This is a genomic window from Flavobacterium sp. DSR3-2 (assembly GCF_049896525.1).
Lineage (GTDB): Bacteria > Bacteroidota > Bacteroidia > Flavobacteriales > Flavobacteriaceae > Flavobacterium.
In genome coordinates this window covers 445,803-459,211 of sequence record NZ_JAFCUM010000001.1, presented here as the reverse complement: position 1 = coordinate 459,211, position 13,409 = coordinate 445,803, and the positions used below count along the sequence as shown (strand labels likewise).

Sequence of the window (13,409 nt, the reverse complement as noted above, 5' to 3'; positions counted from 1 at the left end):
GCATTTTGTAAACTTTTTGTCAATACTATCTATTTTTTTATATTTTTGTCACCAATACACAAAACTAGAAATTCATCAAAATGAAATCAAAGATTCACGAATACCAAAAAAGAAATATTAAAGATATGAGTAAAAAAGCATTAGTAATTATCGCATTATCAATTTCAATTGTTGCTTGTAACAAACCAGCAGAAGCAGTTAAGGAAGTAAAAACAGCTTACGTAGACACTTCGGAGTTAATGAAAGAATATACAGAGGCAAAAGACCTTGAAGCAAAATATAAAACAAAAGCAGAAGAAAAAGGTAGACAATTAGATGCTGAAATCGCAAGATTCAAACAAGAGGCAGCTGGTTTTCAAGCGCAAGCGCAAGCAAACGGCCAGGCATGGGCACAACAAAAAGGTGCTGAATTGCAAAAAAAGGAGCAACAATTGAGCTATTCACAACAGGCATTGTCTCAAGAATTGCAACAAGAAAGCGGAAAAGAAATGGACTCTTTAGTTAGCGGAGTGAAAAAATTCATCAAAACGTACGGTAAAGAAAAAGGATATGCATACATCTACGGTACAGGTGACGCAGCTTCAATTCTATATGCTGAAGACAAATTCGATATCACAAAAGAAATCATCAAAGCCTTGAACGATAAATACAAAGCTCCTGGTAAAACGGAGGAAACAGCAGCAGCTAAAAAATAATTTTTTTATATTAATTCAAAAATTGCCTTCGTCTACAATTAGATTGAAGGCATTTTTTTTTGAGCTATTTCCCGCTATTCGCTATAAACGTAGTTCACTGAACTCCAATTGAAATAAAAGTATAGTGAAGTAATCTCTCGTTTAGAAAGTGTTTTTTCTTACCCGTAAAAGGAGCTTCCGCTGGTCGCTCTTTTCCAGGTCGAAAAAATCACTTTCTAAATTTCGAGGATTTCTGCTGCTATCAGGGCTAAATAGTAGTTGTTTTACAATTCTAAAATCTTTGATAAGAATCGAAATAGTGTTTCTAATTTTCAATACTTTAGCATTATATATATACGCCACATGCAAACCATTTCAGAAGCCGCCGCTTACACGTTACGATTCATCAATCAAACCCATCGATCTGTATTTCTTACCGGGAAAGCAGGAACGGGAAAAACCACATTATTACGGGAAATTATACAAACTACACACAAGAACACTGTTGTTGTGGCTCCAACAGGAATTGCCGCATTAAATGCGGGCGGTGTAACGATACATTCCATGTTTCAATTACCCTTAGGAGGATTTATTCCGGATAATTCATCACCTCAATTTTCCGAAAGCACTAAATTTGAAACCAAAGCTACCTTGCGCAGGCATTTCAAAATGAGCGGTTTAAAGAAATCCGTAATCCGTAATATGGAATTATTGATTATCGATGAAGTGAGTATGCTTCGTGCGGATTTACTGGACGCTATGGATTATATGATGCAAACTGTACGCAAAAAAAGCACTGCTTTTGGTGGCGTTCAAGTCTTGTATATTGGCGATTTATTGCAGTTGCCACCTGTAATTCGGGACGAAGAATGGCGTACGCTAAAAACGTATTACAAAGGAAAATTCTTTTTCCATTCGCATGTGGTTCAGCAAAATCCGCCATTATACATTGAATTATCCAAGATTTTTCGCCAGACCGACGACACGTTTATTTCCGTTTTGAATAATCTGAGGAACAATGAGATTTCGCAGCAAGACATTCAAACCTTGAACCAATATGTAAAACCGGATTTTGATCTAAAAGCAAATAAAGGATACATCACATTAACCACACACAACAACAAAGCCGATTCTATGAATGCGCAAGCTGTGGCAGATTTAGAAGGAAAGTTAGTGGTTTACAAACCGGAGATAACCGGAGATTTTCCGGAGAAGATATTTCCCGTAGAACAACAACTGCAGTTAAAAGTAGGCGCGCAAATCATGTTTGTAAAAAATGATTTATCCTTTGATAAAAATTATTTCAATGGAAAGATGGGAATTATCAAATCGCTTTCGAGTCAGGAAATCCTGGTTCATTTTCCGGAAGAAAACAAAACCATAGAAGTCGAAAAATACGAATGGCAAAACATTCGGTACAAAGTTGATCAAACCACTAAAGAAATTGAAGAAGAGGTTTTGGGAACTTTTGTGCATTATCCCATCAAATTAGCGTGGGCGATTACGGTTCATAAAAGCCAAGGATTAACGTTTGATAAAGCGGCGCTTGATGTTTCCCAAGTTTTTCTTCCGGGCCAGGCTTATGTTGCATTATCGCGTTTGCGGTCGCTAGAAGGGCTTATTTTGCTTTCTCCGTTACGGATGAATGGAATTTCAAACGATCAGGATGTAATGGATTATTCACTTAACAAAGCTTCGGATTCGTTTTTAGAGAATGCCTTGCATTTTGAAACCAAAAATTTCATCCATAACTATCTGATAAACACTTTCGATTGGAATGATTTAGCTCAGGAATGGCGCAATCATAAATACAGTTACAACGAAAAATCAGAGATTTCAGAGAAATCCAAACATGCCGTTTGGGCCAAAAAGCAAACGGAAGTCATCGAACAGCTTTTGGATCCATCCAAAAAATTCATTTCGCAATTGAATAAACTTTTTAGTCAGGAAACCGTCGATTTGAATCATGTTTCTGAACGTATTCAAGCTGCTTTCGATTATTTCTTAAAACCAATGGATGATCTGGTTTTTGAAATCCTTTGGAAAATTGAAGAAGTAAAACGTATCAAAAAAGTAAAAGCGTTTTATGATGAACTAATCGTTCTGGAAGAGTTGCAGACCAAGGCCGTTTTACGCTTAATGAAGGCTAAGTTATTGATTGAAACCGTTGTTGCAGGAGAAACTATTTCCAAAGAAAAATTGACGTCCTCAGAAATAAAAAAATACATCATCCGTAAAACGGAAGCCATACAAAATCAGTTCAAGGAATTAAATATCACGTTGATTGATGATGATAAAGATGTAGAACGCTATACTTCGAAAAAATCAAAAACAGCAACACCCAAGAAATCTACTGTTCAGGAAACCTATGAATTGTGGGTCGAAAAGAAATCAATTGAGGATATTGCGACAATTAGAGTGTTGACTAAACAAACCATTTATTCGCATTTTGTACAGCTGATACAGACCAAAGCGGTATCCATTTCGGAAGTTTTACCAGAGGATAAAATGCAAGATTTAGCAACTGCTTTTGCCGGATACAAAGAAGAATCACTGAATGCTTTGATGGAAAAACACGGTCATAAATTCTCTTGGGAAGAAGCGAGGATGTACAAAGCGAGTTTGAATTAAAACAACAAAGCGCTAAAACTAAAAAACCCTATTCGGTGAGAATAGGATTTTGGTTTTTATAGTGATTCAATCAATATCCAAGCCTCTGGATTGTGCTTTACATTGATTTCTTTTTTCGCTTTTTCGGCTTCAGCAAACGTATCGTAACTGCCATATAAAACCGGGAAAAAGCCGTTTTTGTTAGGACCGATTCGTTTGGCATCATATCCTAAACGAGTTAGAATTCGCAACGTTTTATTGGCATTTTTCTCTTCTCGGTACACTCCGGCCATAATGTGATACGGCATTTTCATTTCCTTGTCGGATTTTACAGAGAGTGTAACAGCGGGAACCGGACTTTCGATGAAGAAAGTGGCTTGCTGAATTTTATTTTGAACTTGTTTTTGAACGGCAGTTTCAACAAGAATCGTTTCTGAGGCGATTTGGTTTTGATACATTGGATAGCCAACACTTCCAGCAATTCCTAATCCTAGTACAAAAATAGCGGCGTATTTTAGATACGGGTTTGCTGTTTTTGTTTCTTCAGGAACCATTGTGATGGTCGCTTTTTCTTCAATTGCTTCTACTTCTTTTTTAAAGATTTCTCTTTTTACGAGTGGTGAAACAAAAGGAGCCAACCCAAAAGAAGTGGTTAAATAATTCGTTTGATCGTAGGGAGTGAAAACGATGTTTTTATCAGCATTTAAGCGAAGATCACCTACATTTTTTATAGAAAAAAGTTGGTTTTCTTCCAATGCTTTTTTCCAATTAAAAACTTCATATTGAATTGCGCTTACGGCATAATCATAAGACGTTTTCTCAGCTAAAGCGATATGATTGGCTAATAAACCATCATTGTTTTTCAGATTTGCATTGAAAGCAATCATTTTTTTGGGTGGAGAAAATGAATTTGTACTTTCGTTTAGTTTAGCCGATTGAATTTCGGTCAAAAAAGCTCCAAAACCTGGAACGGTAACACATTGATAACGGTATAAAAGCTGCGCGATGTAAAGTTCGATTTTCATACTTACAAAGTTATACAACCAAAATAGTTATCAAAATTTTATTCACAATTTTTATTAACAATCCGCTTAAAAATTTATACATTTCACTCTCAAATATTTAGCATGAAATAGCCATGTTTAATCGTTATACAAACATAAATAAAGATTTTTTTAAACTGGCGTATTCCATATTCCAATAAAAAACAAGTATTATCTACATATGAAAGAGCAGGATTTATTTTATTTATTGGCATTACAAAGAATAGAAGGTGTGGGCGACATAATGGCCAAAAAACTGCTAACCCATTTTGGAAGTGCAGAAGCAGTTTTCAATACAAAAGCATCGCAACTCGCTGCTATTGATGGAGTAGGCTCTGTTTTGCTGAAAAATTTAAGAGATAAATCCGTTTTCGAAAAAGCAACTCAAGAACTGGAGTTTATCAAAGCGAACGAAATCAATGCGGTTTATTTTCAGGACGAAGACTATCCAGAACGGTTAAAACATTGTATCGACGGACCACTTTTACTATTCACGTCTGGAAATATCAATTTAAAGAACAGAAGAATAATCAGTATTGTAGGAACGCGGCAAATTACTTCATACGGAACTGAATTTTGCAGAAAACTGATAGAAGATTTGGCTCCGTTAAATCCTATAATTGTAAGTGGTTTTGCTTATGGTGTTGATATTGTTGCACATCAACTGGCAATGGAAAACAATTTACAGACGATAGGTGTGGTGGCGCATGGGTTGAACCAAATTTACCCTAAAACCCATAAAAAGTATGTTGCCAAAGTAGAACAAAACGGTGGTTTTATGACCGAGTTTTGGAGTTCGTCGAATCCGGATAAAGAAAATTTTGTTCGAAGAAACAGAATCGTTGCAGGAATCTCCGAAGCTACCATTGTAATTGAGTCAGCGGACAGAGGAGGTTCGTTAATCACGGCAAATGTGGCGAATGATTACAATCGTGATGTTTTTGCGGTACCGGGGCGTGTTACAGATAAGTATAGCCAAGGTTGCAACAACCTGATAAAGACTCAAAAAGCAAATGTCTTGACAAGTGCAGCGGATTTAATTTACATTTTGAATTGGGATATTCAAAAGGAATCCAAACCCGTACAGAAACAATTGTTTGTAAGCTTAGAGGAAGACGAGCAAAAAGTATACGATTACCTCCTTAAAACTGGAAAGGAACTGATGGATATTATTGCTTTACGCTGTGATTTTCCTATTTATAAAATCTCAGGAATGCTGTTGAATATGGAACTGAAAGGCGTGATAAGACCTTTGCCGGGGAAATTGTTTGAAGCGATTTGATTGTAACAAATAAGTCCTTAAAGCTTTTATGAAATAGTAATAAAACTATAAAAAACTTACATGACTTATGTGTTTTAAAAAGTGATTGTTTAAACCTCAAATCCTAGTTTTTCTCTTACTCTTGCTAAAACTCCATTGGCAACTACTGCTGCTTTTTGAGCACCAATTTTCAATAAAGCATCTACCTCATTAAGATTGTTGATATAGTAATTGTATTTCTCTCTTTCGGTTTTATAGGTTTCGCAAATCAATTCAAATAAAGCTTGTTTGGCGTGACCGTAACCGTAATTCCCCCCAAGGTAATTGGCAGTCATTGTGGCTATTTGTTCTTCATTTGCCAATAATTTATAAATAGCAAATGCATTACAGGTTACTGGATTTTTAGGATCTTCCAGCGGCGTGCTGTCGGTTTCAATACTCATCACCTGTTTGCGCAACGATTTATCATCCAAAAAAATATTGATGATATTATTGGCTGATTTACTCATTTTTCCGCCGTTGGTTCCTGGAATCAGCATGCTGTCTTCCTGAATTTTAGCTTCGGGAAGTACAAAAGTTTCTCCCATTTGGTGGTTGAATCGGGAGGCTACATCTCGAGTGATTTCAACATGCTGCAATTGGTCTTTTCCTACCGGAACTAGTTCTGCGTCGTATAATAAAATATCGGCAGCCATAAGCATTGGATACGAAAACAAACCTGCATTGACATCTTCCAGTCGATCGGCTTTATCTTTGAAAGAATGCGCTAATGTCAATCGTTGAAAAGGGAAAAAACAACTTAAATACCACGATAATTCCGCTGTTTGAGGCACATCAGATTGCCTATAGAAAACTACTTTATCTACATTCAAACCACAGGCAAGCCAAGCTGCAGCGGTACTGTAAGTATTGGTTCGTAAGGTTTCACCGTTTTTAATTTGCGTTATCGAATGTAAATCAGCAATGAAAAGAAAGGATTCGTTTTCAGGTTTATTTGATAATGCTATTGCGGGAATGATTGCGCCAAGTAAGTTGCCTAAATGTGGTGTTCCGGTACTTTGAACGCCTGTAAGTATTTTTGCCATTATGATTTTTTCTTAACCGCAAAGTTCGCAAAGATTTACGCAAAGTTAACAAGGATTGTAAATTTTTTCTAATAGGTAGTTTTCCAAAGCAAATTATTTTACCAATAATTACATCTGATTTGTTACTTTTGAACTTATGAGAGGATTTAAAATTATTTTTTGGGTGCTTTGGCGCGTATGGTTTTATGTTTTGATGGCCATTCCCATACTGATAATGTTTCCTTTTTTGGTTTTGTCTATTTTGACGGAAAGTGGCTATCCTTATTTTTTTAAGATGGCGCGTATTTGGGCAAAATTTATTCTTTTTGGAATGGGATTTTATTACAAAATTGATAAAAGCCAAGAAATGGAATACCAAAAAAGTTACATGATTGTTGCCAATCATACCTCAATGGCCGATATTATGCTGATGCTTGCTCTCACAAGAAATCCGTTTGTTTTTGTGGGTAAAAAAGAACTTTCAAAAATTCCATTGTTTGGCTTTTTCTACAAAAGAACCTGTATTTTGGTGGATCGGAATTGTTCAAAAAGTAAAATGGAAGTCTTTAATCGTGCTCAAAAAAGAATTAATCAGGGATTGAGTATCTGTATTTTTCCAGAAGGCGGCGTTCCAGACGATGAATCTGTAATATTGGACACTTTTAAAGATGGCGCGTTCCGATTGGCGATAGAACATGGAATTCCTATTGTTCCCATTACTTTTGCCGATAATAAAAAGAGATTTCCGTATACTTTTTTCAGCGGTAGCCCGGGAATTATGCGTGTAAAGATGCATTCACATATAGAAACATTGGGAAAAACTGGCGTTGATCGTAAGGAAATTAGAGAGGAAGTACGCGAAATAATTTATACACAATTAGTGACTTTTAATGCTGATATGGTTAAAAGCTATAGCTAATACCTGAATACAGTCCTACAAATATCGGTTTGACTTTACCTGAAGTGCCTGAAAACGTGTTCATCTGGTATTTTAGCATTGGCTCAAAATTTATTTGAAATGATTTTACAATCTCATATTGAAAACCAATACCGACATTGGTGCTGAAATTTATTTGATTCAAATTCTTGGCCTCTCCCAATGTTACATTTGTTTCTGAGGAAACCAATGAAATTTTATTTTGGTTGAGAAACAAAGTACTTACACCACCGATAAGGTTAATTCCAAATTTTTTATCCAAAATTGCATACGAAATCTCTAATGGGACTTCATAATAACCCATTTTTTGATTGATAGTTCCTGAATTTGTTTTCTGTAAGTTGATTTCAAATAAGGATAACATACTTGAATTGGATTCATTTTTAATTTCGATTAATGCATTTGAAGTATAATTAATATTCGCCAGATTATTATTTGACAAACCTGTTGAGTACACTACGTCATTTGTGTTGTATCCCAGCTCTAACTTGTTAATCCCGCTCCGTAGGGTCACTTTATTCGAAACAGCATAATTTACACCTACACCAAAACTTAAGCTGTTATCCGTTGTTTTTTGATTTTCTGAAAATTGAGGGTCAATGGAGGAACCGGCCGAATTTGGATTCAGATAAACAGCGGCGATGTTTGGCGTAATTTGCCACTTGTTTTTTGGGTTAACGACCTCAACTTCTTTATGTTTTTTAGTTTTAAGTATTTCGTCCAATTCGTTCAGTGTTTCAGCTGTATTTGAAGTCTTATTTTTAGAATCGATCGAAGCAATTGTAGCGTTTTCATGCTCTTTTAAATGGTCTGTTTCCAATGTTTGATTTGCTGTGATATCAAATGGTTTAAAAGTTGTCGCAGCAATTTTTTCTGTTACATTCTCGTTAGTTGACAGGTCGATGGTATTTATTATTGCTGGTTTTACCGAAGGATGATTTTTTTGTAAATAAACAATAGCACTGCTTTGAGTTGTCTCTTTAATTTTGCTCGAATTAACCTCAGGTTGATTAGAAGATGTAAATTCTTTTTCATTTTTTTGGCCCGTTTTAATTTTGTTCACAACAATTGGAGCAGTTTTTTCAATTTGCAATGGATTAAAATTCTTCTCTTTTTGAGGCGGAACAGTGTCCTTATTTTCAGATTTTGTAACACCACTGTTTTTACTTCCTGAATGATCACTGAAAAGTGTATTTAATGCCAGTATTCCCAAAAGAATTGCGGCTGCAATTCCCGGAAATTTTATCCAGAACGGAATTGTTTTTCGTTCTTTCTTCTCTTTTTTTAATTCGGTTTCAATATTTTTCCAGACTTGTTCTTTTGGAGGCATTTCAAAATCTTTGAATTGCTCTTGAAAAAAGCGGTCTATGTTTTTTTTATCGTTCATTTTGCCAATGACTTTATTTCAATTCTGGTATACGCTTCTATTTTCTCTTTTAAAATCAACCGAGCTCTGGCTAGATTTGACTTTGTTGTCCCTGTAGTTATTGTAAGCATTTCTGCGATTTCTTTATGAGAATAACCATCTAAAACATAGAGATTAAAAACCAATCTGTATTGATTGGGTAATTCTTGAATGATTTGCATTAAATGTTCAATTGGAATGTGGTCATCATCGATTTCAACATCTTCTTCTGGAATATTTTCACTAATTACCTCCATGTACCTAACTCCTTTGTACTTCTGGAGCGCATTATTGATCATTATTCTTTTGGCCCAGCCTTCAAAAGATCCTTTTCCGCTAAACTGTTCAATTTTTCTAAAGATGATCAGGAACCCATCCTGTAAGTTGTCTTGGGCGTCCGCATAATTACTGGAATATTTTAAGCACACGCCAAAAAACTTTTTAGAAAACAATTGATACAATTGTTCCTGAGCTTTGGGGTAATTTTTTTTACAGTCCGCAATTATTTGGTCTAATCCCACAGAAATTATTCTATTTGTTAGTTGAATACAAGAACTTCTACTTCCTCAAAAAGGTTTTTGCCTGACGCATCTTTTCCTTTGTAAAATTTAAAAATATAGGAACCGTTGTGAGTTACATAAAAATTAAAAGAAATCTCTGATAGTGCCGGGATTTGTTGCGTACAAACTTGGTTTGTGTTCACTGCCGTTTGAATGCCGATGGTTCTTACATTCAAATTTTTGTCATAATAAATCCCTTGAAATAAATGACATTCTGAAGGTCTGCGATATTTTAATTTTATCTCGTAGGTATTTCCTAATATAAATTTTTCGGGTAAGGTATAGCTGTCTACAGGCAGCACTTCAAAGCTGTAAGAATTTTGATTGTCATTATCAATGGAGCATCCGGTCAAGGTTGTAATGAACAAAATAAAAAGGACGAATTTTTTCATTTCTTTTTTTTTTAAATTTATACCAGTCAGCTTCTCTATTGGATTGTAAGCAGTTTTTTAAAAGATAAAAATTGTAACAAAAGGTTGCGTTTAAAAATGAAAAAACCCGAAATTTTCGGGTTTTACTTTTTATGCTTCTGCTAGTTCTTTTATTCTAGCTTTAATTTTTTCTTCTAATTCATCAGCTAATTCTGGATTGTCTTTTATTAAAGACTTAACAGCGTCACGACCTTGTCCAAGTTTGGTTTCACCGTAACTGAACCAAGATCCTGCTTTTTTGATGATTTCAAACTCAACAGCAAGATCTAGAATCTCTCCTGTTTTTGAAATTCCTTCACCGTACATGATATCAAATTCAGCGATTTTAAATGGCGGAGCGACTTTGTTTTTCACCACTTTTACTTTGGTTCTGTTCCCAAGAACGTTATCGCCATCTTTAATTTGTGTAGAACGACGGATATCTAAACGAATCGAAGCATAAAACTTCAATGCATTTCCTCCCGTTGTCGTTTCTGGATTACCAAACATAACTCCAATTTTCTCTCTCAATTGATTAATAAAGAAAACTGTACAGTTTGTTTTACTGATGGTTCCGGTTAATTTACGCAGCGCTTGAGACATCAAACGGGCGTGTAATCCCATTTTAGAATCTCCCATTTCACCTTCAATTTCACTTTTTGGAGTCAAAGCAGCAACCGAGTCAATTACAACAATGTCAATTGCTCCGGAACGAATTAAGTTCTCTGCAATCTCTAACGCTTGTTCCCCGTTGTCCGGCTGTGATATGATTAAGTTTTCGATGTCAACGCCTAATTTCTCCGCATAATTTCTGTCGAAAGCGTGTTCTGCATCAATAAAAGCTGCAATTCCACCTGCTTTTTGAGCTTCAGCAATGGCATGAAGTGTCAACGTGGTTTTTCCAGAAGATTCCGGACCGTATATTTCAATAATTCTTCCTCTTGGATAACCGCCAACTCCTAATGCTAAATCGATTCCTAAAGACCCGGAAGAAATAGTTTCTACTTCCTCAATGGCTTTGTCGCCCATTTTCATTACCGTCCCTTTTCCATAGGTTTTATCTAATTTGTCAAGCGTAAGTTGTAGCGCTTTTAATTTAGATTCTTTCTCTGTACTCATCTTCTCTTTTACCTTTTCTTTCATCTATTTGTATTGTTTTATAACGGTAAGAAACTGACAGAATGACTTATTATCCTGAAATTTCATTTGTATACTGAACATTTATTTTCGTAAAAATACTTCTTTTTTTAATTAAAATTTTCTCTTTCAAGAATATTTTAAATCTATTTTTTAATAAAAAAAATCCGGTTGAATTATGCTCATTACGTGAACAGCGCTTTTAATTCGGTTGCATCATGTGGGTTCATTTTACCGGCTAAAACTAAACTTAACTGTTTGCGTCGCAATGCAGCTTCAAAACGTTGTTTTTCTATTTCGGTTTCCGGAACAATTTGAGGTACTTCAACGGGTCTTCCCGTATCGTCTACTGCTACAAAGGTATAAATCGCTTCATTTGCTTTGGTTTTATTACCGGATTCTCTGTCTTCAACCCAAATGTCAATGAATATTTCCATTGAACTTTTGAAAGCTCTGGAAACTTTGGCTTCAACAGTAACAACACTTCCCAACGGAATGGCTCTGTTGAATGCAACGTGATTTACGGATGCCGTAACTACAATTCTTCGAGAATGTCTGCGTGCCGCTATACTTGCTGCGCGATCCATACGGGCTAGTAATTCGCCACCAAAAAGATTGTTCAAAGGATTGGTCTCACTTGGTAAAACCAAATCGGTTAATATCGTCAGGGATTCTGAAGGGTGTTTTGGTGTCATTTTTTTATTTAAAAAGGAATTGTTGTTCAAAATAATAAGTTGTAAAGTCTAGTTTAACCAATAAACGGCCAATATTGCAGGGATAAAATAGATGACAATCGTTCTGGCTCCATCATAATCTTTGGCTAATCTTTGTCCGAAAAGCAACATTAACAACGTGATACAAGAGAAAACGGCTCCATAAAAACCAAATATTCTTCCGTTGTTTACGAATAATTCGATGCAACCCACCACACATAAAATACCGGAAATTAATTCTAAAATTAAAATATTCAGTAGCGCTAAAGGGACACTGTTTTTTAATGGTGTTTTAGCGAAATGACCTTTTAACCATTCGACATTATCTTTCCAATAAAACAGTTTGTCGTATCCGGACTGCAGGAAAGTGATGGCCAGGAAAATTAAAATCAAAATAGAAGTAATGTTGTTCATGTTTTTATTTTTTGTGAATTAAACGGGTTAATTTTATGGATAAATCGGTGAGGATAATTTTAGCGTTTCCGTTGCGCTCAATGTGATACATGGCCTCCGAAAGTTCTTTAAAAATATCATTTATATTGTTGCCGTTTACAAAAGGTGCAAAATTCTCCAGTTTGAATTTTTCTACTTGCGGCTCCATGTAAACTAGGGCTGGCGTTTGATAATTCAACAACAATGCCTGACGAAACATATCGATACAGAAATGTAAAAATTTCTTCTGGGTTTCTCTTCCCAAACCGGCAATTTGCTCGCTCCACTGAATCAAATCCTGAATGGCGGCGGCGTTTCCTTTGGCTCTAAAAGCAGCACGAACCCAATCAACAAACCATTTTTCAAAAAAAACAGATTCGCTGTCCGGTTTTAATAATTGCAATGCTTTATTATAATTTCCTTGTGCCTGATGCGCTATTTTTACGGCCGTTTTAAATTCAATATTTTCCCTTGAGATTAAAGCTTCTGAGATGACTTTTTCGTTTAAACCATTAAAATGCAATACTTGGCAACGGGAACGAATCGTTTGAATAATATCTTCTTCATTTTCTGAAATCAGGATAAAAACCGTCCGGTCTGTAGGTTCTTCTAGCAATTTCAGTAATTTATTGGAAGCGGCGATATTCAATTTATCAGCCATCCAAATAATCATTATTTTGTATCCGCCTTCATAAGATTTCAAAGCCAGCGATTTCAGGATTTCCTGTGCATCATCAACCCTGATTTCACCTTGTTTGTTTTTAACGCCCAGCATTTGGTACCAATCAAACAAACTTCCGTACGGATTATGTTCTAAAAACTGGCGCCATTCGGTTATAAAATCTATGCTTTTTGGTTTGGTTTTTACGTCTTCAGTGCTAACCGTCGGGTAAATAAAATGCAAGTCCGGATGTGAGGTTTTCTGAAATTTCAGGTTGCATGCTTCATTTGAACCGGAATTCTCCCCGTTTTGATTGCTGCAAATGATGTATTGTGCATACGCAATCGCCATGGGTAAAGTTCCACTACCTTCAGGACCTACAAACAGTTGCGCATGGGGAATTCTACCCAAATCAGCACTTTTTGTCAAATGACTTTTGATGTGTTCTTGTCCTAAAATTTCTGAAAATTTCATGAAGCAAAGATAGCAGAAAATGGTTTAG

The 13,409-nt window shown here is 35.7% G+C and carries 13 protein-coding genes; 4 read left to right on the top strand and 9 right to left on the bottom strand.

The window, feature by feature from the left end:
- The first annotated feature begins 80 nt into the window (after window positions 1-80).
- Both ACP7AV_RS01975 and ACP7AV_RS01970 read left to right on the top strand, forming a co-directional pair.
- Window positions 81-695: an OmpH family outer membrane protein gene (locus ACP7AV_RS01975; RefSeq protein ID WP_426062504.1), complete on the top strand. Its 615-nt coding sequence runs from the start codon at window positions 81-83 to the stop codon at window positions 693-695.
- 342 nt (window positions 696-1,037) lie between these two features.
- On the top strand, window positions 1,038-3,305 hold the full coding sequence (locus tag ACP7AV_RS01970; protein WP_426090543.1) for a helix-turn-helix domain-containing protein: 2,268 nt from the start codon (window positions 1,038-1,040) through the stop codon (window positions 3,303-3,305).
- A gap of 56 nt (window positions 3,306-3,361) precedes the next feature.
- Here the strand turns inward: ACP7AV_RS01970 and ACP7AV_RS01965 are convergent, their stop codons facing one another.
- Entirely contained in the window at window positions 3,362-4,309 is a 948-nt protein-coding gene (locus tag ACP7AV_RS01965) for an SPOR domain-containing protein (RefSeq protein WP_426090542.1), read from the bottom strand.
- 199 nt (window positions 4,310-4,508) lie between these two features.
- Between ACP7AV_RS01965 and dprA the strand changes: the two genes are divergently transcribed.
- Window positions 4,509-5,609, top strand: a complete 1,101-nt coding sequence (gene dprA, locus ACP7AV_RS01960; protein ID WP_426090541.1) for a DNA-processing protein DprA — start codon at window positions 4,509-4,511, stop codon at window positions 5,607-5,609.
- Window positions 5,610-5,698: 89 nt separating this feature from the next.
- On the opposite strand, the gene trpS is transcribed toward dprA, so the two are convergent.
- The gene (trpS, locus tag ACP7AV_RS01955) at window positions 5,699-6,673 is read right to left on the bottom strand and encodes a tryptophan--tRNA ligase (RefSeq protein ID WP_426090540.1); all 975 of its coding nucleotides are present in this window, start codon (window positions 6,671-6,673) and stop codon (window positions 5,699-5,701) included.
- 136 nt (window positions 6,674-6,809) lie between these two features.
- Between trpS and ACP7AV_RS01950 the strand changes: the two genes are divergently transcribed.
- The gene (locus ACP7AV_RS01950; RefSeq protein WP_426090539.1) at window positions 6,810-7,571 is read left to right on the top strand and encodes a lysophospholipid acyltransferase family protein; all 762 of its coding nucleotides are present in this window, start codon (window positions 6,810-6,812) and stop codon (window positions 7,569-7,571) included.
- Here ACP7AV_RS01950 and ACP7AV_RS01945 read toward each other — a convergent pair.
- The 7 genes from ACP7AV_RS01945 to ACP7AV_RS01915 all read right to left on the bottom strand — a co-directional run bounded on the left by ACP7AV_RS01945 (window position 7,555) and on the right by ACP7AV_RS01915 (window position 13,381).
- Window positions 7,555-8,976: a hypothetical protein gene (locus ACP7AV_RS01945; protein ID WP_426090538.1), complete on the bottom strand. Its 1,422-nt coding sequence runs from the start codon at window positions 8,974-8,976 to the stop codon at window positions 7,555-7,557. The genes ACP7AV_RS01950 and ACP7AV_RS01945 overlap by 17 nt on opposite strands.
- Window positions 8,973-9,515 carry an RNA polymerase sigma factor gene (locus ACP7AV_RS01940; RefSeq protein ID WP_426062512.1) on the bottom strand — a complete coding sequence of 181 codons (543 nt, stop codon included), beginning with the start codon at window positions 9,513-9,515 and terminating at the stop codon, window positions 8,973-8,975. Before ACP7AV_RS01940 ends, ACP7AV_RS01945 begins: the two co-directional genes overlap by 4 nt.
- 17 nt (window positions 9,516-9,532) lie before the next feature.
- Window positions 9,533-9,946, bottom strand: coding sequence for a lipoprotein (locus ACP7AV_RS01935; RefSeq protein ID WP_426090537.1), 414 nt, complete (start codon window positions 9,944-9,946; stop codon window positions 9,533-9,535).
- Window positions 9,947-10,075: 129 nt separating this feature from the next.
- Window positions 10,076-11,083: a recombinase RecA gene (gene recA / locus ACP7AV_RS01930; protein ID WP_091203513.1), complete on the bottom strand. Its 1,008-nt coding sequence runs from the start codon at window positions 11,081-11,083 to the stop codon at window positions 10,076-10,078.
- Between the two features lie 203 nt (window positions 11,084-11,286).
- Window positions 11,287-11,796 (bottom strand): acyl-CoA thioesterase, encoded by a 510-nt coding sequence (locus tag ACP7AV_RS01925; protein WP_091203303.1) that lies wholly within the window; start codon window positions 11,794-11,796, stop codon window positions 11,287-11,289.
- Between the two features lie 48 nt (window positions 11,797-11,844).
- Window positions 11,845-12,228 (bottom strand): DoxX family membrane protein, encoded by a 384-nt coding sequence (locus tag ACP7AV_RS01920; protein WP_091203302.1) that lies wholly within the window; start codon window positions 12,226-12,228, stop codon window positions 11,845-11,847.
- 4 nt (window positions 12,229-12,232) lie between these two features.
- Window positions 12,233-13,381 carry an ATP-binding protein gene (locus ACP7AV_RS01915; RefSeq protein WP_426090536.1) on the bottom strand — a complete coding sequence of 383 codons (1,149 nt, stop codon included), beginning with the start codon at window positions 13,379-13,381 and terminating at the stop codon, window positions 12,233-12,235.
- Window positions 13,382-13,409 lie beyond the last annotated feature (28 nt).